This window comes from Collinsella sp. TF10-11AT (assembly GCF_003437565.1).
In the GTDB taxonomy this organism is placed as follows: Bacteria; Actinomycetota; Coriobacteriia; order Coriobacteriales; family Coriobacteriaceae; genus Collinsella.
On record NZ_QSQW01000001.1, the window covers coordinates 297,584 to 318,514 of the forward strand.

The 20,931-nt window shown below is 60.9% G+C and carries 18 protein-coding genes; 5 read left to right on the forward strand and 13 right to left on the reverse strand.

Annotated features, from left to right (window positions below; genetic code table 11):
- The first annotated feature begins 163 nt into the window (after positions 1 to 163).
- The 4 genes from DXC99_RS01325 (at position 164) to DXC99_RS01340 (ending at position 4,911) form a co-directional block, all read left to right on the forward strand.
- Positions 164 to 3,208: an insulinase family protein gene (locus DXC99_RS01325; RefSeq protein WP_117629025.1), complete on the forward strand. Its 3,045-nt coding sequence runs from the start codon at positions 164 to 166 to the stop codon at positions 3,206 to 3,208.
- 392 nt (positions 3,209 to 3,600) lie between these two features.
- On the forward strand, positions 3,601 to 3,864 hold the full coding sequence (locus DXC99_RS10600) for a type II toxin-antitoxin system HicA family toxin (RefSeq protein ID WP_117629026.1): 264 nt from the start codon (positions 3,601 to 3,603) through the stop codon (positions 3,862 to 3,864).
- Entirely contained in the window at positions 3,857 to 4,186 is a 330-nt protein-coding gene (locus tag DXC99_RS01335; protein WP_117629027.1) for a type II toxin-antitoxin system HicB family antitoxin, read from the forward strand. The genes DXC99_RS10600 and DXC99_RS01335 overlap by 8 nt, the downstream gene beginning before the upstream one ends.
- 128 nt (positions 4,187 to 4,314) lie before the next feature.
- Positions 4,315 to 4,911 carry a 5-formyltetrahydrofolate cyclo-ligase gene (locus DXC99_RS01340; protein WP_117629028.1) on the forward strand — a complete coding sequence of 199 codons (597 nt, stop codon included), beginning with the start codon at positions 4,315 to 4,317 and terminating at the stop codon, positions 4,909 to 4,911.
- A 42-nt stretch (positions 4,912 to 4,953) separates the two neighbouring features.
- On the opposite strand, the gene metA is transcribed toward DXC99_RS01340, so the two are convergent.
- A complete protein-coding gene (gene metA / locus DXC99_RS01345; RefSeq protein ID WP_117629029.1) occupies positions 4,954 to 5,880 on the reverse strand; it encodes a homoserine O-succinyltransferase in 927 nt (308 codons plus the stop codon).
- A gap of 211 nt (positions 5,881 to 6,091) precedes the next feature.
- Between metA and DXC99_RS01350 the strand changes: the two genes are divergently transcribed.
- Positions 6,092 to 7,069, forward strand: a complete 978-nt coding sequence (locus DXC99_RS01350; RefSeq protein ID WP_117629030.1) for an L-lactate dehydrogenase — start codon at positions 6,092 to 6,094, stop codon at positions 7,067 to 7,069.
- 132 nt (positions 7,070 to 7,201) lie between these two features.
- On the opposite strand, the gene DXC99_RS01355 is transcribed toward DXC99_RS01350, so the two are convergent.
- The 12 genes from DXC99_RS01355 to DXC99_RS01410 form a co-directional block, all read right to left on the reverse strand.
- Complete coding sequence (locus DXC99_RS01355; RefSeq protein ID WP_117629031.1) at positions 7,202 to 8,170, reverse strand: SIS domain-containing protein; 969 nt, start codon at positions 8,168 to 8,170, stop codon at positions 7,202 to 7,204.
- A gap of 144 nt (positions 8,171 to 8,314) precedes the next feature.
- The gene (locus DXC99_RS01360; protein WP_117629032.1) at positions 8,315 to 9,070 is read right to left on the reverse strand and encodes a GntR family transcriptional regulator; all 756 of its coding nucleotides are present in this window, start codon (positions 9,068 to 9,070) and stop codon (positions 8,315 to 8,317) included.
- Positions 9,071 to 9,072: 2 nt separating this feature from the next.
- A complete protein-coding gene (locus DXC99_RS01365) occupies positions 9,073 to 11,046 on the reverse strand; it encodes an ATP-dependent DNA helicase RecQ (protein WP_117583849.1) in 1,974 nt (657 codons plus the stop codon).
- Positions 11,047 to 11,392: 346 nt separating this feature from the next.
- Positions 11,393 to 12,112: a GntR family transcriptional regulator gene (locus tag DXC99_RS01370; RefSeq protein WP_117583850.1), complete on the reverse strand. Its 720-nt coding sequence runs from the start codon at positions 12,110 to 12,112 to the stop codon at positions 11,393 to 11,395.
- A 104-nt stretch (positions 12,113 to 12,216) separates the two neighbouring features.
- Complete coding sequence (locus tag DXC99_RS01375; RefSeq protein ID WP_117583851.1) at positions 12,217 to 13,224, reverse strand: YitT family protein; 1,008 nt, start codon at positions 13,222 to 13,224, stop codon at positions 12,217 to 12,219.
- Positions 13,225 to 13,577: 353 nt separating this feature from the next.
- Positions 13,578 to 14,207: an HAD family phosphatase gene (locus DXC99_RS01380; protein WP_158551578.1), complete on the reverse strand. Its 630-nt coding sequence runs from the start codon at positions 14,205 to 14,207 to the stop codon at positions 13,578 to 13,580.
- A gap of 160 nt (positions 14,208 to 14,367) precedes the next feature.
- Positions 14,368 to 15,351: an SIS domain-containing protein gene (locus tag DXC99_RS01385; protein ID WP_233505639.1), complete on the reverse strand. Its 984-nt coding sequence runs from the start codon at positions 15,349 to 15,351 to the stop codon at positions 14,368 to 14,370.
- A 198-nt stretch (positions 15,352 to 15,549) separates the two neighbouring features.
- On the reverse strand, positions 15,550 to 16,383 hold the full coding sequence (locus DXC99_RS01390; protein ID WP_117629034.1) for a PTS system mannose/fructose/sorbose family transporter subunit IID: 834 nt from the start codon (positions 16,381 to 16,383) through the stop codon (positions 15,550 to 15,552).
- Between the two features lie 13 nt (positions 16,384 to 16,396).
- Entirely contained in the window at positions 16,397 to 17,191 is a 795-nt protein-coding gene (locus tag DXC99_RS01395) for a PTS sugar transporter subunit IIC (protein WP_117629035.1), read from the reverse strand.
- A gap of 36 nt (positions 17,192 to 17,227) precedes the next feature.
- Positions 17,228 to 18,151 carry a PTS mannose/fructose/sorbose transporter subunit IIAB gene (locus tag DXC99_RS01400; RefSeq protein WP_117629036.1) on the reverse strand — a complete coding sequence of 308 codons (924 nt, stop codon included), beginning with the start codon at positions 18,149 to 18,151 and terminating at the stop codon, positions 17,228 to 17,230.
- A gap of 183 nt (positions 18,152 to 18,334) precedes the next feature.
- A complete protein-coding gene (locus DXC99_RS01405; RefSeq protein WP_117629037.1) occupies positions 18,335 to 19,417 on the reverse strand; it encodes a DMT family transporter in 1,083 nt (360 codons plus the stop codon).
- 366 nt (positions 19,418 to 19,783) lie between these two features.
- The gene (locus DXC99_RS01410; protein WP_117629038.1) at positions 19,784 to 20,776 is read right to left on the reverse strand and encodes an SIS domain-containing protein; all 993 of its coding nucleotides are present in this window, start codon (positions 20,774 to 20,776) and stop codon (positions 19,784 to 19,786) included.
- Positions 20,777 to 20,931: the final 155 nt, after the last annotated feature.

Below are 20,931 nucleotides of genomic sequence, written 5' to 3' on the forward strand. Positions count from 1 at the left end.
TTTCGTCCGAAAATCCACGCTCATGCGGCAGACGTCCGAATTTCCACGCTCGTGTGCCAGAAAATCCACGCTCATCCGGCAGATTGGTCGAAGGCCCCATATGGGTATACTCTCGGGGATTCGACTCGATTCGCCCCCGTTGGGGCGTCAAAGGAGACTGCATATGTCCACTACCTCAACCGACCCGCGCGCCGCTGCCGCCGCGCTGCTGGTGCCCGGCACCACCTGCCACGGCTTTGCCGTCGAGCGCTGCGAGACCGTGCCCGAGCTCGACTCGGACGCCTACGTGCTGCGTCACGCTGCCTCGGGCGCTCGCCTGCTGTACCTAGCGTGCGACGACGAAAACAAGGCCTTTGCCATTGGCTTTAAGACGCCGCCGGCCGATTCCACCGGCGTGTTCCACATTCTTGAGCACTCGGTGCTGTGCGGATCGGCCAAGTTTCCCGTCAAGGAGCCGTTTGTCGACCTGATCAAGAGCTCCATGCAGACGTTCCTCAACGCCATGACCTACCCCGACAAGACCATCTACCCCGTTGCCACCACCAACGAGCAGGATCTGTACAACCTGATGGACGTGTACCTGGACGCGGTGTTCAACCCGGCCATCTACACCAAGCCCACCATTTTTGAGCAGGAGGGCTGGCACTACGAGCTGGACCTGCCAGAGGGCGCCGAGGGCGAGGGCGACGGCAACCCCGCCAGCCTGCGCGAGGGCACGCTGCGCTATAACGGCGTGGTGTTCAACGAGATGAAGGGTGCGCTGTCCGACCCCATGAGCGTGCTGGACGACGCCGTCAACGCCGCGCTCTATCCCGACACCGCCTATGCGCACGAAAGCGGCGGCGACCCGCGCGCGATTCCCGCGCTCACCTACGAGCAGTTCCTGGACACGCACGCGCGCCACTACAACCCCTCCAACTCCTACATCACGCTCTACGGCGACCTGGACGTGGACCGCGCACTGGCCTTTTTGGACGAGCGTTATCTGTCGCAGCCGAGTGCCGCAAGCCGCCGCATGGACGCAGCCGTTGCCGCCGGCGAGGACCCGTCCACGCTGGCGCCCAATCCGCTGGGCGTGCAGACGCCCGTGACCTGCGAGTACAAGCGCGTCGAGATGGCCACTACACCCGAGAACGCCCTGGTGGGCCTGGGCCTTGTGTTGGGCAGCGCGCTCGACCGCAAACGCACGATCGCGGCGGATATCCTGTTCGAGGCGCTGCTGGGCTCCAACGAGGCGCCGGTCAAGAAGACCATTCTGGCCGCCGGCCTGGGCGGCAACGTGGTGAGCTACACCGCGGCCGAGAGCCTGCAGCCCTACGAGCTCATCATGTTGCAAAACGCGCAGCCCGGCGTGGCGCGCGAGCTGCGCCGCGTGTTTCAGGACGCCTGCCGCGACCTGTGCGAGCACGGCGTTCCGCGCGAGCGCCTGGAAGCCATCATCAGCAGCAACGAATACGATCTGCGCCAGCGCGACTACGGCATCGCCGACGGCGTGGCCATTGCGTGCGACGCGCTGAGCACCTGGCTCTACGATGACGACGCCGCGACGCTGGCACTCAAGTACGGCCCGGTGTACGAGGAGCTGCGTAGCGAGCTGGACGGCACCTACTTTGAGGACCTGCTGCGCGAGCTGGTGCTGGAGAACGACCACATGGCGCTCGTCGAGCTGGTGCCGGTGGACGCCGCCGAGGGTTCGGAGGGTGCCGAGGCCATCGAGCTGGCAGCCAAGCGCGACGCCATGACCGATTCCGAGCTGGCCGACGTGGTCGATCGCACGGCCGCGCTGCGTGCCGCGCAGGAAGCCGAGGACACGCCCGAGGACAAGGCCACGCTGCCGCGCCTGCGCGTGTCCGACATTGGCGAGGCGCGCCCCGAACCGCCGCTGGTCGTGGACACGACCGCGCCCATCGTCTGTCTGCGCCACGACATCCCTACCAACCGCCTGGCCTACGCCATGCAGTATTTCGACCTGAGCTGCGTCGCGTTTGAGGACCTGCCCTATGTGACGCTGCTCTGCCGCCTGCTTAAGCAGCTGCCCACGCGCGAGCATTCGGCCGAGGAACTCGACAACCTGCTCGCCGGCAAGCTGGGCTTTTTGAGCTTTACGACCGAAGTTATGACGCAGCCCGACGTGGACGGCGCGCGCCCCTACCTGCTGGTGAGTGCCGGCGCCCTGTCCGAGAAGATCGACGCGCTGGCGAGCCTGCCGCGCGAGGTGTGGTCGAGCACGCTGCTGGCGGACGCCGACGCCGACCGCGTGCGCGACGTGCTCACACAGATTCGCATTGGTCTTGAGCAGGGCTTTATCAACAACGGTCACTCGGCGGCACTCGGTCGCGCGATGAGCTACAGCTCGCCTTCGGCCGTGGTGCGTGAGCAGCTTTCGGGCGTGGATTTCTATCTGTTCCTGCGCGATCTGCTCGAGCACTTTGACGAGCGCCTGGACGACCTGCGCGCCAAGCTTGCCGAGCTGGCGGAGCGTATCTTTGTAGCCGATGGCTGCATGGCGAGCTTTACCGGCAGCGACGAGGACTTTGACGCGTACTGGGATGCCGCGGGTAACCTGGGGCTGGACGCTGGCGACGACGTCGATGCCGGCCGCGACGCGCTCGTGGTGCCGACGCCGCGCGACCGTCACGAGGCCTTTGTCATTCCCAGCGACATTTGCTTTGCGGCAAGCGCGTGCGACCCGCGTCGTCTGGGCATTGACGTGACGGGAGCCTGGGCCGTGGCTGCCAACGCGCTCTCCTACGACTACCTGTGGAACGAGATTCGCGTGAAGGGCGGTGCGTACGGCTGCGGATTCCGCGCAGCCGGCGAGCGCCAGACGGCGTTCTATACCTACCGCGACCCGGCAATCGACCCCTCGATTGAGCGTGTGGAACGCGCAGGCGAATGGCTCGGCAGCTTTGAGCCCGACGAGGCCGCCTTCGAGGGCTTTATCGTGAGCTGCGTAAGTGGCATGGACGCGCCGGTGAAGCCGTACGCGCTCACCAAGCGCCGCAACACGACCTACCTGGCCGGGCTCGATCCGCACGCGCGCGAGGAGCGTCGCGCCCAGATGCTCGCCGCCACGCCCGGTGAGCTGCGCTCGCTCGGCACCGACGTAACGCGCATCGCAGCCGAGTCGCCCACCTGCGTCTTTGGCGGCCGAGACGTCATCGCCAAGAGCAACGCCGGCTTTAACGTAGTCGACCTGATGGGCTAACGCACAAAGGTAGATTTTTGGAACATGCCTGAAAATCTACTTTTTTCTGCGGCTTGGGCGGGGCGGCGTAGCCCACCGCGGCGGTTTGTCTCAATCTGCAACATCTAGACGGCAATATCGGCTCCAGATGTTACAGATCGAGACGTTCCCGAACGGCACCGGCTCTTTGTCTCGATCTGTAACAGCTAGGCCCATTTATGCCGAGTTACTGTTACAGATCGAGACAAACCGCCGAGACGCCCACTCCACAGCACAGACCACCACAAAGGTGCCTGTCCCCTTTCTCAGTGGTGATTCGAACACTTGTTCTATACGTACACATGTTCTATATTATGAGTGTTTGCATCGGACTTAAATTGCAACTAGAATATAGTTGCAGAATGTGAGGCGGGATGACTCGAGCCGATAAACTCATCGCCCAACTGTTTAGCTGCCCTTCGACGTATCGGTATGCCGATTTTTTAAAAGTCATGGCCTCATATGGCTTTGAAATGGACAGCAAAGGCAAGACATCCGGATCGCGCATTCGCTTCTACAGGCCCTCAGATGGCAGGATGTTCGTGATGCACGCGCCTCATCCATCTGACGAATTGACAGCGGGGACAATTCGAAACATCGTTCGATTTCTGCAGGATGTCGGAGGCAGTCATGAGTAACGTTTTGGCATACAAGGGCTATTTCGCCCCAGTCGAGTTCGATGCCGAGCAGCATGTACTAACAGGTATGGTCGCCGGCATTAGGGACGCAATTGTATTTGAAGGCTCCAAGGCTGAAGAAGTGGAGCAATGCTTCCACGACGCCGTCGACGATTACCTTGAGTTTTGTGCCGAAAAGGGCAAGGAACCAGAGCGGGCTTTTAAGGGCTCGTTCAATGTGAGAACAGGCTCCGAGCTTCACAAGCAGGCAGCACTGGCGGCGGCAAAGAAGGGCGAGTCACTCAATAAGTTTGTGACCGAAGCAATCGCCGCGGCGTTATAGCGTTAACGCATGGGCCAAAACCACCACAAAGGGGACAGGCACCTTTGTGGTGGTTTCGACATTTGCCCAGATAAAACCTGCCAAAATAAACCTGTCCCTTTTTGGTAGGTTTGGGAGAGGAAGCCGGGATGGACAAGGCTGAGTTGCGGCGGGCGGTGATTGCTCGGCGTGATGCTCTTGATTTGGACTTGCGGGCGGCGAAGTCTGCTGATATCTGTGCGCGGCTGGTTGAGCTGCTGGGCCGCTTGGATGCCGCGGCGCCGCACACCGTTGCCGTCTATGCCGCGATGGGTTCCGAAGTCGACTCAGCCGCGTTTGCCGCAGCTGCCGCCAAACGTGGCTGGCGCGTGGCCTATCCGTGCATGCTCTCGGCAACAGACGCCGCAGCTTGTGGCCAGCGCATGTGTATGCGGGCAGTTGCTGCCGGCGACGCGGACGCGGCTCCGTTTATCGCCCACCCCACGCGGGCCTTTGCGGCCACGGACATCGACAGCAGCCGCTTCCCTATCGTGCCTGCCGAAGCTCTCGACATGATCGTCGTGCCGCTCGTAGCATTCGACCGCACCGGCATGCGCCTAGGCTACGGCGGCGGCTGCTATGACCGCTACCTGCCCATGCTCTCGCCCGTATGTCAAATCGTGGGCATCGCCTTTGACGAACAGCACGTCGACCACATCCCCACCGATGCCCACGACCTGCCGCTGCCCAACATCATCAGCGCCTAATCGCCGCCACATCAGCCACGGCTACAGCAGCACCATCGCAGTCTAGTGCTCCTCGCCGGCGCGGGCCAGGTCGTAGGGCGTGGTCTGGTAGACGTAGTAGTTGAGCCAGTTGGTGTAGAGCAGCTGAGCCTGGCTGCGCCAGACGTTGCGCGGCTCGGCGGTGGGATCGTCGCCCGGGAAGTAATGCGCCGGCACCTGAGGGTTGAGCCCGCGCTTCACGTCGCGCTCGTACTCCAGGCGCAGCGTGTCGGTATCGTACTCGGGATGGCCAAAGACAAAAAAGCGGCGGCTGTCGGTCGACTTGACGATATACAGGCCTACCTCGTCGGACACGGCCACGACTTCAAGCTGCGGCTCGGCCTCCACGTCCTCGCGGCGCACATCGGTGTTGCGCGAATGCACGGCATAGAAGCGGTCGTCAAAGCCGCGGACCAGCGGGCTTTGCGGCTTCACCAGATAATGCTCAAATACGCCGCTCGCCTTTGCCGGCAGGTCGTACTTCTGGATACCGTAATGATGGTAGAGCCCCGCCTGCGCGCCCCAACAAATGTGCAGCGTGGAGTGCACGTGCGTGGTGGACCAATCCATGATCTGGCAGAGCTCGGGCCAGTAGTCGACCTCCTCGAACGGCATCTGCTCCACGGGCGCGCCCGTGATAATCAGGCCGTCGTAGTGGATGTCGCGGATGTCGTCGAACGTGCGGTAGAACGTCTCCAGGTGGCCGGCGCTCACGTGCGTGGCCTCGTGCGTTTTGGTGCGCAGCAGGTCCACCTCCACCTGCAGCGGCGTGTTGGAGAGTTTGCGCATGATCTGCGTCTCGGTGGCGATCTTGGTGGGCATGAGGTTGAGGATGAGCACGCGCAGCGGACGGATGTCCTGGTGCAGCGCGCGGTACTCGGTCATGACAAAGATGTTCTCGCTCTCGAGCTGCGCGGCGGCAGGGAGGGCGTCGGGGATGCGAATGGGCATGGATGCTCCTTACGAGTCAGTTGCAGCTATGGTACAACGAGCGGCCCCATCCGCGCGAGCACATCGCCCGGCGATGTCGCCAGCGGCCCAAATCACTCCAAAAGTAGAGATTAAAGCATGTCCCAAAAATCTACTTCGCTTTAGCCTAGCAAAGTGACGGCAGAAGGCTACAATGGTTCGACGCGAGAAACTCGGCCGAAAGGATACATATATGTACCAGACGCGTAAGATCGGTGTGGTCGGCCAGGGCCACGTAGGAGCACATGTCGCCAACAGCCTGCTCATGCAGGGCATTGCCGATGAGCTGTACCTGTGCGATATCAACGAGACCAAGGTGACATCCGAGGTCCAGGACCTGCGCGACTCCCTTTCGTTTGTCCCGTACAACACCAAGATCGTCAACTGCTACGACCACTACGAGGAGCTGGCCTGCTGCGACGTCATCGTCAACGCTGCCGGCAAGGTCGCGCTGGCCGCCGGCAACCGCGACGGTGAGCTGTTCTTTACCACCGACGCCGCCCGCACCTTTGCCAAGCGCATCGTCGACGCCGGCTTTGACGGCATCTTCGTGAGCATCTCCAACCCCTGCGACGTCGTGTGCACCGAGCTGTGGCACCTGACCGGCTACGATCCCAAGAAGATCATCGGCTCGGGCTGCGGCCTGGACTCCGCCCGCCTGCGCACCGAGATCTCCAAGAAGGTCGGCGTGAGCCCCAAGTCCATCGACGCCTACATGATCGGCGAGCACGGCTTTAGCCAGCTGGCCGCCTTTAAGTCCGCGACCATCGCCGGCAAGAGCCTTAACGAGCTTCAGGCCGAAAACCCCGACAGGTACGCCTTCGACCACATGGAGATCGAGGAGCTCGCGCGCAAGGGCGGCTATGTGACCTACCAGGGCAAGCAGTGCACCGAGTACGCCGTCGCCAACTCCGCCGCGCGCGTCTGCGCCGCCGTGCTGCACAACGAGCACGCCGTGCTTTCCGCCTCCACGCTCATGACCGGCCAGTATGGCGAGGAGGGCATCTTCACCTCCCTGCCGTGCGTGATCGGCGCCGAGGGCGTCGAGGAGGTCTACACGCTCGACCTGTCCGAGTACGAGCTCGAGGGCTTCCACAAGAGCTGCCAGCACATCCGCGACAACATCGCCCAGCTCGACTGGTGGGACACCGAGGCCTACGACGCAAAGTAGGCCGCTGGCTGCCGCAACCTTGCGAATCTAAGCGCGATACTAAGCGGGCCGCGCCGGAAATCCCCGGCGCGGCCCGCTTTTTTGACTCACGCAGTGCCCTTGCGAATCGAAGGTGAATGGTTTTCCCGTTACTTAGTACTGCTCGATGCCCATGTAGCGACGGATCTCGGGGCTGTGGTCGAACACCTTGCCGCGGGCGGCGCGCAGCTCGCAGCTCATCGCGTAAAAGAAGATCGGCTCCAAGAACGAACGCACGCTGGCAGGTACCTCGCCCACGCCGTACTCGAGCGCATCGAGCACCATAATCGTATCGGTGTGCGTGTTGAGGAACGCGAGTGCACGCTCCTCCATGGGGCGGCACTCACCCGATCCGAGCTGCACAAAGTAGAACACGCCGGGCTCGGTAGCCTCGAAGGGGCCGTGGAAGTACTCGCCGGAGTGGATATAGCAGCAGTGCTGCCACTGCATCTCCATGAGCGAGCAGATGGCCATGGCGTAGGTCTGACTAAAGTTGGGGCCGGACCCCAGGATATAGAAGAACTTGTGCTGCTGGCAGAGCTCGGCAAAGCGGGCGCCCAGCTCGGCGTTGACCTTCTCGCGGGCGGCGGGCAGCAGCGCATCCATCTGCTTGAGGCCTTCGTACATGTCGGCGAGCGCCTCGTAGCCTTCCTGCTGGTCGAGCAGCTCGGCGGCGATCAGAGCGCCGATGCCCTGCGGCACCTCGGCCTGCGACACACCCTCGCCCCAGGGGTAGACCCAGGTGGTCCACTTGCCGTTGTCGATCTTGGAGCCCTCGCAGTCGGTGAGGGCGACGACCTCGGCGCCGGCAGTCAACGCCATCTCGCAACCGTCGATGACCTCCTGCGTGTTGCCACTGTGGCTGCAGGCGACGACGAGCGACTTCGGCCCCAGGCTCTTGGGGGCCATCAGGCAAAACTCGCGCGCGGTGTAGACCGTCGAGGCAAACGTAGTGGCCTCGCGCTTGAGCAGCTCGTTAGCCGGCATCAGGTCGATCATCGAACCGCCGCAGGCGATCCAAAAGACGTTCTCGATCTTACCCTTGCGCTCGATAATTTCCTGAATCAGATCGTGTGCGTTCACGGTGACGCTCCTCCTTGTGTGGCGGCTTTGGACGACGGCAGCTCGTACCTGCAGTCGTTCTATGTTGTTCTATTTATAGCATGCGAGCTGTCGCAGGTGAAGTCATTTCAGCAAATTTGTTCTATGTTGTTCTATCTATGGACGTTAGATGTCGAACACGTAGCGCGAGCCCACGATCTTTTGGCGCCCGAGCAGCAGGGGCCGCTCGTCCTCATCGGTAAAGTACGCCTCCATATAGAAGAGTGGCTCGCCGGCCGGCACCTCCAACAGCGGGGCCGCCTGAGCATCGGCAAGCGCAATCTCCACGGTACAGGGGTCGGACTTGAGCGGCGCGCGGCCCGAATGCTCGGCAACGAGCGCAAAGATCGAGTTATCGGTGAGGTCCTTATCGGCAAGCGTCTGCAGGTAGGGATGGTCGGCCAGCACAAAGGCGTTGTTCTCGAGCATGACGGGCACGCCATCCGCCGTGCGCACGCGCTCGACCACGATGAGCTCGCAGCCGGGCTCCACGCCAAAGAACGCCGCATCCTCGCGCGTCGCCGCGACCACCGTACGCGACACCAGACGCGCTCCGGCCACCATGTCGTTGGCGGCACAACCCTCAGTAAAGCTCTGGACGTCACCTTTCTGGACAATCTTGCGCTTGAGCTTGGGAGCGCACACAAAGGTGCCCCTCCCCTGCTGTCGGTTGAGATATCCCGCGCGCGACAGCTCCTCGATGGCGCGACGCACGGTGATGCGTCCCACGCCGTAAGACTTCGCGAGCTCCATCTCGGAAGGAATGCGCGAGCCGGCCGCATACACGCCGCGCGCGATCTCGCCCTTCAGGTCGTCCATGACCTGCTGGTACAGCGGTACGGCGGATACGCCAGCGCGGTCGGTTTTATCGTCGGTTGCCATCGTTACGCTCCATCCCGCGCATGCTCGGACTCAAACTCTTCAATCGCCGCCATAAACTGCTCGCCAAAGGCATCGGCCTTTTTCTCGCCGATGCCGTTGACCTGAATCAGCTCGTCGCGCGTTTGCGGGCGCAGGCGGCACAGGCCGCGCAGGGCCTTGTCGGAAAAGACCATGTACGGCGCCATCTCGAGCTCGGTCGAGATCTCCTTGCGCAGGGTACGCAGGCGCTCGAACAGCTCGGCATCGTCGCCCACGCGCGGGCGCTGATCCAGCTCGGCCTCCTCGCGCAGCAGATCCACCGCACGGCGAGCACGGGCCGAGGCCTTGCGCTTGGACGCGCGACGCTTAACGGTAAAGGCAAACGCCTCGTCCTCGACCTCGCCGGCACGCGGACCCAGGCCCACGACCGGGTACTGCCCCTGCGAGGTGGCCAAATAACCGCGGCCGCACAGCTGGCCGATGATGTCCTTGATGCGGCCGACCGATTCGCTCGACAGCCCACCATAGCCGCGGTCCTCGTCCAGATGCATCTGGCGAATGCGCTCGGTGTTGCCGCCGTGAAGCACATCGGCGATGAGCGACTTGCCAAAGCGCATGGGGCGCGTGGCCACATAGCGCACGGCGGCGCGAGCCATACCGGTGACGTCCTCGACCTCGAACTGCGTGAGGCAGTTGCTGCAGTTGCCACAGCCCTCGGCCTCATCCGCGGCGGCGCCGCCCACGGCCGTATGCTCGGCCGCGGCCTCGTCGCCAAAGTAGCGCAGCATGTATTCGCGTAGGCAGCCGGTGGTGTTGCAATAGCCTTCCATCTGACTGAGCAGGCGATATCGGTTCTGGAGCGCCCACGCGCGCTGCTCGTCGTCGAGCGTCTCGTCGGCCGCATCGCCGCGGTCGATCAAAAAGCGGCGCATGCGAAAATCGTTGCCGTTCCACAGCAGGTGGCAGCTGGCCGGATCGCCATCGCGGCCGGCGCGGCCCGCCTCCTGGTAGTAGGCCTCGATGCTCTCGGGCACGTTGTTATGGATGACGTAGCGCACGTTGGGCTTGTCGATGCCCATGCCAAAGGCGTTGGTGGCAACCATCACCTGAATATCGTCGTCGATAAAGGCGCGCTGGCTTTGGCGGCGGGCGTCATTACCCATGCCGGCATGGTAGCGGCCAACGCGAATGCCGCTGGGACCCAACGCCTCAGCAAGCTCTCCTGCCAGCGCATCAACCGTCTTGCGAGTCGAGCAATACACGATGCCGCTCTCGCTCGAATGCGCGATCACATAGTCGCGCACCCACGCGGTCTTAGCCTTGTCGCCCATCTCCTCGCAGCCAAAGTAGAGGTTCTTGCGATCGAAGCCCGTCACCACCGTCGCCGGGTTTTGCAGGCCGAGCATCTGCTGAATGTCCGCACGCACGCGCTCAGTCGCTGTAGCGGTAAAGGCCGCCACGATGGGGCGCTGCGGCAGGGAATCGATAAACTCGCGAATCTGCAGGTAGGCGGGGCGGAAATCCTGACCCCATTGGCTCACACAGTGGGCCTCGTCAATGGCCACGAGCGGAACGCCGATGCCGCCTTCGGCCGCAGCTTCCTGCGCAAAGGCCAGAAAACGCGGCTCGAGCAGGCGCTCAGGTGCCACATACATAAGCTGGTAGCGACCCTCGCGCGCCCGCTTGCGCACGGTATTTTGCTGAGCCGGCGTAAGGCTGGAGTTGAGATAGCTGGGGCGCGCGCCCGCCGCAAGCAGTGCGCGGGTCTGGTCCTCCATAAGCGACAGCAGCGGACTCACCACAAAGGTGATGCCGGGCAGCATGAGCGCAGGCACCTGGTAGCAAATGGACTTGCCGGCGCCCGTGGGCATAACGCCCAGCGCGTCGCGGCCGGCAAGGATCGCATCGACCATGCGGTCCTGCCCCGGGCGAAACGAGGTGTAGCCAAAATAGGCGCCGAGCGTGTCGAGCGCCATCTGCTGCATGCTATCGGTCATGGTTTCCTAACGTCCAAGTCATCTGCCGCCGATTATACGCCGCCACGCGGACCGGTGCCGCACGGCTGCCGGCCACGACATGGGTAGTCATTGGGGACGTTCTTAAACGACTAGTCAAACAAGAATATCCCTAACGACTACTCATTTAAGTCTGTCCCCAATGAGCGCAATGACTACTCCGCCGCAGGTAGAGGACGGACAGCGAGCGACGTCCAGGGCGAACAAGTTGGCATGAAAAAGGCAAGGCATAGACCTTCTGGTCATGCCTCGCCTTTTTAATGACAAATTGTCGCCCTGGGCGGCGCGCAGCGTCGGCCCGTTACGCGGTTTGGTAAAACCGCGTAACTTACATCACCATGACGTAACGGCTACCCACGTAGTACTGCTTACCCATCAGGACCGGCTCGCCATTGGGTCCGATAAAGCCGGCGCGCAGGTTGAGCAGCGGATCGTGCGGAGCAATGCCCAGCTCAGCCGCCTGCTCGGCGTTGGCGCGAACGGCTTCGACCGTACGGTAACCAACCGAGACAATCGGCGTTCCGCCAACACGCTCGACCTCGGCAAAAATCGACTTGTCCTCAAGATCGGCCGTCAACAGCTCACGGTAGGCGTCAAACGGCACAAAGATGTTCTCTTCAAAGATGGGCTCGCCGTCGGCAGTACGCACGCGCTTGATGTGCAGCAGCAGCGCATCCTTCTGCAGGCCAAAGAACTCCATCTCGTTTTGGCGCGCCGGCACAATCTGGCGATCGATTACGTGCGCACCGGCCTTCATGCCGTTGCCGGCACACAGCGCGGTAAACGTCTGCAGCGTCGAGGCGTGAAATTGGCGATTGATGTGCGGCGTGGAAACAAAGGTGCCACGGCCCTGCTGCTTAACCAGGTAGCCATCGGAGCACAGCTCCTCGACGGCGCGACGCACCGTAATTCGGCTCACCTCGTACTGCTCGGCTAGCTCGAGCTCGGACGGAATACGCTCCTTGGGTGCATAAACACCTTTCTCGATCGCATCCTTGATCTCGTCGTAAATCTGCTGGTAAAGCGGTGCATTTTTGGGTGCAGGCATATCTAATCACTCTTATCGAAATATTGAAATAACTAATACGTATATAACGTCTAGTTTCATGTTACCTCATAATGATAAAACGATACACCGCATACAGCAAATCCTTACCTGCCGTCGTCCTGTTGCAGGCTGTCCTGATCGATGAGGCGCGCCTGCCTGCTGGCCATGCGCGCGGGCTTGTCGGGATCGGGCACGGCCGTGGGCATGGGCTCGTCGACATGACCGCCCCACCAGCCGCCCACAAAGTTGAGCGTATGGAACACATTGATCACGGCGCCGGGATCAATGTCGCACACCAGCTTGATAATGTCCTGGCTCTCGTAGGTCGAGACAACGGCATGCAGCAGGTACATCTTCTCGCGGCTGTATCCGCCAATGACCTCGGCACAGCTAATGCCATGCTGAAAATGGTCAACATAGGCGGTCATGACCTCGTCGGCCTTGCGCGTCGTGATCTGCAGCGTCACGCGATCGTAGCGACGATAGAAGCTGTCGATGGTCTTGGTCGAAATAAACTGGAACACGATGGAGTACGCCGCGTTGTCCCAGCCAAACATAAAGCCAAAGATCGCCAGGATAAAGCAGTTGAAACCAAAGATAACGCCCCAGATGGTCTTGCCCGTGTGGTTGGAAACCCACAGCGCGATAAAGTCGGTGCCGCCGGTGGATGCGCCGGACTTAAGCGCGATGGCAGCGCCCAGACCCGAGACCACGCCACCAAAAATGATGAGCATGATCTTGTCGCCCAAAAACGGCGCGAAGTGAAAGACGTTGAGGAACAGCGACGAGAGCATGACCTGCATCATCGAGAAGATGACGAAGCGCTTGCTAATGCCGCTCCAGCACAGGAGCGCCACGGGGATGTTGAGCGCGAGCATGCCGAGCGAGATGTCGATGTGAACGCCGCCGAGCGAGGTGACGCGATCGAGCAGGACCGCGACGCCGGTGAGGCCGCTCGGAAGCAGGTCGGCGGGGCGAATGAACGCCTGAATCAGAAATGTCTGGAGAACGGCGGAGATGGTGACCGCCACGGCAGTAATGGCGCGGCGGACGATGGTGAGACGGCCGAGCACGAGCACGCGGTCCGTGAGCTGATCGATGGCGTTCGCCACGTAGGCTCCTTTCGAAGGCAGATGTAATTGTGGGGCATGCCGGCGATTGTAGCATGGAGCGCGAGAGGGCGCTTCAATTCACCCTCTCTCGACAACCAAAACGAGCCAGCAGCTCCCCAACCAAAGAGCCAAATTCTAAGTGAGTAGACTTTTCGCGATCTACCAAGCGCACTCAAAACAGCCACCTCTCCGACCTGCGGTTTTACTAAGGCAGATACGCTTTGTGCTCGGCATGTGCCAAAAAGTCTACTCACTTAGTCCGAGTCGAAGCCAAACGGATCTAAATCAAAGCCAAAATGAGCCAATCCACCGCAAGAGACGTGTGAATCCGCACTTCTTGCGGCGAATTGACGCTACAAAGCGGTCAGAATGTCGGCGAGGTTGTCGATGACGGCGTCGGCTCCCGTTTGGTCCAGGTTAACGCCCTCGTGCGGACGCAGTGCCAGGACGCGCGCGCCGGAGCGCTTGCCGGCCTCGATGCCCAAAGGCGAGTCCTCGATAACCAGGCACTCGGTAGGCTCCACCCCCAGTGCCTCCATGGCACGCAGGTAGATCTCGGGGTCGGGCTTAAATGCACTGCACTCGTGACCGCTGATGGTGTAGTCCAGCACGTCGGTGATACCGGCAATCTCCACCAGCTCGTCAATGAGCTCGCGATAGGACGAGCTCGCGATGGCACACTTGACGCCGCGCTCGTGCAGCTCGCGCATCACCGGCTCCGCCTGCTCGTTGAGCAGCTCGGCATACGGAACAGGGTGAACCGGGCTGTAGACCTGCTTGTACTCAACGCGCAAGCGCTCGCGCAGCTCAACATCGTCGGGCACCAGCGACTTCCAGATGGCAGGCTCGTTAGACCCCGAAAGATCGGGGATCTCGTCAAAGTGGAACCCCTTTTCCTCCATAAACGCCACGCGGCGACGGTTGTAGAACCACTCGGTATCGACCAGCACGCCGTCCATATCAAACAGCACTGCCTTGATCATACGCATCTCCTCCCACCCGCCAAAAAGGGACAGGTTTATTTTGGTAGGTTTTATCTGGGGTTTTGCGGCGCGACGGGCGCGCCCTCCCCAGAGCAAAAAAGGGGACGGGGCGCAAACCCCATCCCCTCTCAATCAACCTGTAAGGTCTACTTACTTGTGATTAGTAGGAAAGCTTCCACATGTAGCGACGCATGGTCAGCGGGTGCTGACGGGCCTCGGCGATCTGGTTGCCGTACTCGCGCATAACGGCGAGGTGCAGCAGCGGGTTGAAGTAGGTGACGACGCTTGCCGGCACGGCGTCGGCCAGACCGTAGTCCTTGGAGTCGATCAGAGCGACCTTGGCGCCCATGCGCTTAAGGAAGGTGAGGGCGCGGGCGTCCATCGGACGGGTGGCACCGTCGGACATGAAGAAGACGTAGGGCTTACCCTCGGTGGAAACCTCGAACGGGCCGTGGAAGTACTCGCCGGTGTTGTAGGCGGCGGCATCGATCCACTGCATCTCGGTGAACAGGAAGGCGGCGTGAGAATAAGCCATCTTCTCGGAGGCACCGGAGGCCATGAAGTAGATCATCTCGTCGTCCTTGAAGTCCTGGGCGAACTGCTTGGCGAGGCCCTTGGCGGACTGAGCAGCGTTCTCGCAAAGCTCGAAGACGTTGGTGAGGCCGGTGATCATGTCCTCGTAGTGGTCATAGCCCTCGGTCTGCTGAAGGATCTCGAGAGCAAGAGCGATGGCGTAGCCGGGCTTCTCGCACTTGGCAGCGTAGTTGGCGTGGAAGCCGTGGACGATGACGTGGTCGGCGTCGACGGTCAGAGCGGAGCCAGCCTTGTTGGTGAGGGAGACGACCGGGCAGTTGTGCTTCTTGGCGGTCTTGTTGGCCTCGACGGTCTCGGGCGTGGAGCCACCGAGGGAGCAAGTGATCACGAAGGTGTGCTCGTTGACCCAGGAAGGCGTGTCGTAGTTGAACTCGTTAGCGGTGAAGATCTGAACGTTCAGCTTGTCCGTGTTGTTGGCCAGGAAGTACTTGGCGGGGTAAAGGTCGGACATGGAAGCACCGCAGCCGACGAAGGCGACGCTGTGGATCTCGTGGTTGGACAGGACGTCAGCGACGATTTGCTTAGGGAGGTTAAGGTCGATCTCGTACATCTGACACATTCCTTTCGATTTTTGCGGCGCCACTTTGCCGGACGCACGCAGGGTTACCGTAATTTGGACCGAGTCGCCGGCCCGTTGAGGATGTGTCAAAGGGACTGTCTCTTTGACACATCTAGGGATGGAAGCCTGCCTGGGGTATGGGATGCCAGGCAGGCCCCCGGGGGAAAGCGGTTAGACGCTGGGTCGCGACTAGGCCAGGATGCCGGCCGCGGAGAGGGCGATGCCGCCCACGATGGCGATCACGAGAAGCCAACCGGTGTTGACGTTCTTCTTGATGAGCCAGTACATAAGGCCGGTGAGGCCGAGGGAGATCATCTGGGGCATCATGCCGTCCAGGATGTCCTGGATCACGACGGTGCCATCAGCGAACTGCAGCGGGGTGGTGGCGCCGATCAGCGTAGCGATCATGCCGCCCACGGACATAAGACCCACGATGCCGCAGACATACATGAGCTTCTCCATGAGGTCGCCGCCCTGGAGCTTGCTCAGGTACTCGTGGCCGCCCTGATAGCCCATCTTGGCTGCGAACCAAGTGATCAGCACAGAGGGGACGATGGAGATGAGCATGGCCAGGATCGGGCCCATGATGGAGCCCTGCTGAGCCAGCTGAACGCCCAGGCCAAAGGCGATAACGCGGATGGTGCCCTGGAAGAGGGAGTCACCGATGCCGGAAAGCGGACCCATGAGGGAGGTCTTGACCGCGTTGATCGAATCGGGATCGAAGTTCTCGGGATCCTTGGCGTACTCCTCCTCCATGGAGGCGGCGAGGCCTAGGACAAAAGCGCTCGTCTGCGGGGTGCAGTTGTAGAACGCCATGTGACGATGGTAAGCCTCTTTCTTAGCAGCGAGCTGCTTGGGGTCAGACTCGTCGGGGTAGAGGCGGTCGAGCGTGGGGACCATGCCGTAGAGGAAGCCCATGTTCATCTGACGCTCGTAGTTCCAAGAGGCCTGGATGGCCCAGGAGCGCCAGAAGAACTGGCTGACCTTCTTGTTCAGGGACACGTCCTTGGTTGCGGTTGCCATAGTGTGTTCCTCCTTAGTCTTCGTCGTCTTCGAGCGGATCATAGTCGGAATCGACACCGGCAGCAGCATGGGAACCGTTGAACTTGAAGCCCATGAAGACGATAGCCAGGCACACACCGATCAGAGCGACCGCGATGACGGACAGGTTGAGGTAGGCGGCGAGCAGGAAACCGATGAACAGGAACGGGGTCATACCCTTCTTGATCATCATGGTGAGCAGCAGGGCCAGACCGTAGGCGGTCATGATCTTGGTCGAGACGTTCAGACCAACGGACAGCCACTCGGGAACCATGTTGACGATGGCTTGGACCAGGTCGGTACCGACAAAGACGGCCAGGAAGATCGGCAGGAAGTACATGATGGCGTACAGACCGGAGCCGGCGCAGATGTGCATGCGGTAGGCGGTCTTGAACTTGCCGTTATCAATCGCGCTATCGGCCACATGGGTGAGGGCGGCGATGATGGAACGGAACACGATGCCGAGGAGCTGACCCAGGACGGCGACCGGGATGGCGATCGTCATGGCGGTCTCGGCGGAAGCATCGGTCAGGCACGCAAAGGCAGCGGCCACGATGCCGCCCAGGACCATATCGGGCGGAACGGCGGCGCCGACCTGCACCAGGCCCATGGACACGAGCTCGACGGCGGCACCGACGGCAAGGCCGGTGGGCACATCGCCCAGCAGCAGACCGACGAGCGTAGCGCCAACGAGGGGCTGCTCGAAGTTAAGACGACCGAGCAGGCGGGAGTCCCACATGCAGAACACGCCGACGAGGCCGACGAGCACCGCACTGATGAACGTATTCATACCCTTCTCCTTTCAGTCAGGCAAAAGCCTGGTTGATTACAGCTTGGCGTCGATGTCGACGCTCTGATACGTAGGGGTCTGCTGGACATAGAGCTTGATGCCCATGTCGAGCAGTTGGTTGACGTCGGCCTTCTGGGTGGCGTCGAGGAAGACGGAGCTGTCCTTGCCGCCGATCTGATCGGCACCGTCGTGGTTGGCGGTGGCGCCCAGGTTGATGGCGTCGAGCTTGTAGCCCTGGCAGAACTGCAGCATCTCGGCCGTGTTGCCAAAGACGAACATGACGCGCTCGCCGAGGGTGTTGAGCTTGTCCATCTTGGCGAGGGCACGCTCGACGGTAAAGACGTTCAGGCGCACGCCCTGGGGCTTGGCAAGCTTGAGAGCGCCCTTCTTGATGTCATCGTTGGCGGCAGCGTTGTCGACGACGATGATGCGCTCGGCCTGAACCTTGGTGGTCCAGGTAAAGACGACCTGACCGTGCAGCAGACGGTAGTCAAGACGTGCGAGGACGATCTTGGCGGGACCGGAGCTGTGACGGGGCGCCTTGGCCTTCTTGGCGGGAGCCGCGGCAGCCTCGACCGGTGCGTTGGGGTTGGTCAGACCGGTGCGGGCCTCGTTGATGAGGGCCGCGAGCTCGGCACCCTTGACGGGGGCGGGGCTCATAGCGAGCGTCAGTGCCAGCGGGATGTTGAAACCGCTGATCACCGTGAATGCCGCACCGTTGCGGGAAAGCTCGACCATGCTGTTGTTGACCGAGCTGCCGAGCATATCGGTCAGCACATAGACGGTGTCGTCCGCATTGAACGTGGCGATCATGGCGTCCACCTTGTTGGTGATGGGCTCCTTGTCGTCACGAGCAAGCGACACGACGTGGACGTTCGACACGTCGCCGAGAACCATCTCGAGCGTGTCTTTGGCGCCTGCGGCCAGGCCGCCATGAGATGCGAGAATGATCTGATTCATCTTGCCTCCTCCTTTTCGTTATGGTCATTATAACGTCTTATACGTTGTGGATATTGCTAATTAGTATAAAGACCGTTCGCGGGTGAAAATCGACCGTTGACGGGTTTAACGTACTTGAAACGTTGGGGCTGGGCAGGCCGGCACTGGCGGGATAACCCCAAGTCGGACCCTGCGCGCAATCCTCTATCGCACGAAGTACCAGGGGCTTTCCTGCACGGTGGGCTCCAGCGCGATGCCGGTGCGCTCCTTAAACAGATCCATGTCCTGCGTTTTCTCCGTCCACCACGCGTTGGGCTTAAAGGTCATGCTCTCAGCGACATGACCGACAAATACACTGTTGCGCAGCTTGGAGAAGTCGGTGTTCATAATCAGGATGGACATGAGCACCAGCACAATACCCAGGACCTTGATCGCGCCGGCGGACTCGGCATAGACACCAATGCCCACCAGTACGGTGACGACCGTCTCGAAAGACATTACGACGGGAACTTTCGATGTCTCGAGCCCCATGGACAGACCCTGCATATATAAGATGTAAGCCACGGCTGTGGGGATGAGTCCAAAGCCAAGGAACAGCAGCAGCAGCTGTGGCGACATTGCCGCGGCGACATCCGGCCACGGAGCCGCGATAGCCGCCATAACCGCACCGCCAAAAACAAGGCCCCAAAACGTGACAGCCAGCGGGTGGACCGTCTTGGTTGCTATCCGGCTAAACACCGCGAGCGACGCCCCACAAAAGCCTGCAATCACGCCCGACGTGACGCCCCAAACCGAAAAATGGAAACCGGAAAGGTCGCCATTAGTTACTGCAAGTACACAGCCCCCTATGTTAAAAGCGATGGCAACGAGCTTGTTGGGGGTCACGTCCTCGCGATAAAGCACGCGGCCGAGCACGACGCCAAACACCGGCGAGGTGTAGAGCAGCACCGAGGCCGTGGACATGCCCACCTCGCCCATACACTCGTAATAGCAAGTGTTGGCGGCGGCCAAACCGACGATACCGACAAGCGCGCAGGAAACAAGCTCTTTAGGGCTTGCCTTGAACAGGGCCAGCGGACCCTGAGCCACGGTAGACCCCTCACCCGAACGGCAGCCCATAAACATCAGGACCGGCGCCAAGATAAGCGCTCCGACCAACAAGCGAAAGGCAGCCATACTCTGGGACGTAACGCCCATGGCCGAGATGCCGTTTACAAAGATTCCGATGCTGCCCCACATAAGCGCGGCGATCAGCACCAGCACATAGCCCAGATTGCTTTTCTTCAACGCAGCCTCCTCGGTATTGTTTCCAATATGTTTCACACTACGTTATAGTCGTTATATACATTTTTCAAGGCACAAATCGGCAAACGGGAAAATCTGCTTTTCCGCTACAACCCATTAGTGCAAAGAGGCCAGGTTCATATGCACCAACTTGGTGCATATGAACCTGGCCCCAATGCACCAACCCCTTAACAAACACGACGACGCCGACGTTTTGGCAACGTCAGCGAGCGCCCGTCATTTGAGCCAAGGTGCCGTGAAATGAAAAGGCGCTGACCTTCTGGTCGCGCCTTTGAAATTGAACGGCAGATTGGCCAAATGCCGGGCGCGCAGCGTCGAGCCGTTACGCCGTTCGGTAGAACGGCGTAACTAGTAGTCCAGCTTCCACATGTAACGGCGCGTCATATAGTCCTTGTGGGTGACGGCAGAGAGCGCGCGCATATACACGTTGTTGAGGATCGGGGCAAAGATCAGGTGGTTGAAGTACTCGCTCACGCTGTCCTTGATGTCGTTGAGGCCGAGCTCCTTGGCGTCGAGCTGATAGACGCGCTCGCCACCGTACTGGCTGACGAAGCGGATGCCGCGCTCGTCGTTGCAGCGGCTGCGGCCGACGCTGATGAGCTGGAACAGCGAGGTACGCTTGTCCAGGATCTCGAAGGGACCGTGGAAGAAGTCGCAGGTGTTGATGGTGCAGGAGTCGATCTGCAGCATCTCCTGCACGTTGCAGATGCTAAAGACGTAGGCGGCACCAAAGAGCGGGCCCTGAGCCATAACGTTGATGCAGGGCTTGTCGGCGTTCTGCTCGGCCCACTTGGCAGCGAGCGGACGGGTGTACTCGACAGCCTTGCGATAGATGGGGTCGACCAAGTCGAACGCGGCCATAGCGGTCTCGTACTCGGCATAGCCCTCGGTCTGCTGCGTGAGCTCCATGGCGATCATGGTCACGACGGCGGAGTTGGTGCGGCCCATGCAGGACTCATCGACGGCCAAGCTGTCGTACTGGATCTTGTAGTCGCAGACCTCGGTGAGGCCGGACTCGTCAACATAGATGGCGATGGTGCTGGCGCCGTGGTCCTTGGCGACCTGGGCGGCGACGATGGTCTCCTTGGTGCCGCGCATGGACACGACGACGGCCAGGGTGTTCTCGTTGACGTAGGCAGGGGTTGCGTGCACGAACTCGTTGCTGGTGTAGCTGGAGCTCACGACCTGCGTAGCCTCGTGCTCCATAAAGTACTGAGCAGGATAGTTACCACCGTTAGATCCGCCGGCGCCGATCCACACAACGCGCTTGATGCCGCCCTTGTCTGCCTTGTCAGCCAAAACCTGGGAGACGACATCCTTAACCTGTTCCTGAGTAGTCATCGTGCATCAGCCTTTCTTCTCGTTTGATGCTCTCGATGGCATACAAGTTACATACACGTTTTGGTTATGTCGACTAGTTGTATGCTATATTTGTCTTAGAATTTTTGCTGGTAAAGTTTTCGACAATCCATTACCAGCGGTTTTGTTGTCATGTT

Coding starts and splice junctions, on each gene's coding strand:
- DXC99_RS01325 (WP_117629025.1), top strand. CDS start 164: ATGTCCACTACCTCAACCGACCCGCGCGCCGCTGCCGCCGCGCTGCTG.
- DXC99_RS01335 (WP_117629027.1), top strand. CDS start 3,857: ATGAGTAACGTTTTGGCATACAAGGGCTATTTCGCCCCAGTCGAGTTC.
- DXC99_RS01410 (WP_117629038.1), bottom strand. CDS start 20,776: ATGACTACTCAGGAACAGGTTAAGGATGTCGTCTCCCAGGTTTTGGCT.
- DXC99_RS01385 (WP_233505639.1), bottom strand. CDS start 15,351: ATGTACGAGATCGACCTTAACCTCCCTAAGCAAATCGTCGCTGACGTC.
- DXC99_RS01400 (WP_117629036.1), bottom strand. CDS start 18,151: ATGAATCAGATCATTCTCGCATCTCATGGCGGCCTGGCCGCAGGCGCC.
- DXC99_RS01390 (WP_117629034.1), bottom strand. CDS start 16,383: ATGGCAACCGCAACCAAGGACGTGTCCCTGAACAAGAAGGTCAGCCAG.
- DXC99_RS01350 (WP_117629030.1), top strand. CDS start 6,092: ATGTACCAGACGCGTAAGATCGGTGTGGTCGGCCAGGGCCACGTAGGA.
- DXC99_RS01360 (WP_117629032.1), bottom strand. CDS start 9,070: ATGGCAACCGACGATAAAACCGACCGCGCTGGCGTATCCGCCGTACCG.
- DXC99_RS10600 (WP_117629026.1), top strand. CDS start 3,601: ATGACTCGAGCCGATAAACTCATCGCCCAACTGTTTAGCTGCCCTTCG.
- DXC99_RS01370 (WP_117583850.1), bottom strand. CDS start 12,112: ATGCCTGCACCCAAAAATGCACCGCTTTACCAGCAGATTTACGACGAG.
- DXC99_RS01365 (WP_117583849.1), bottom strand. CDS start 11,046: ATGACCGATAGCATGCAGCAGATGGCGCTCGACACGCTCGGCGCCTAT.
- DXC99_RS01380 (WP_158551578.1), bottom strand. CDS start 14,207: ATGATCAAGGCAGTGCTGTTTGATATGGACGGCGTGCTGGTCGATACC.
- DXC99_RS01340 (WP_117629028.1), top strand. CDS start 4,315: ATGGACAAGGCTGAGTTGCGGCGGGCGGTGATTGCTCGGCGTGATGCT.
- metA (WP_117629029.1), bottom strand. CDS start 5,880: ATGCCCATTCGCATCCCCGACGCCCTCCCTGCCGCCGCGCAGCTCGAG.
- DXC99_RS01395 (WP_117629035.1), bottom strand. CDS start 17,191: ATGAATACGTTCATCAGTGCGGTGCTCGTCGGCCTCGTCGGCGTGTTC.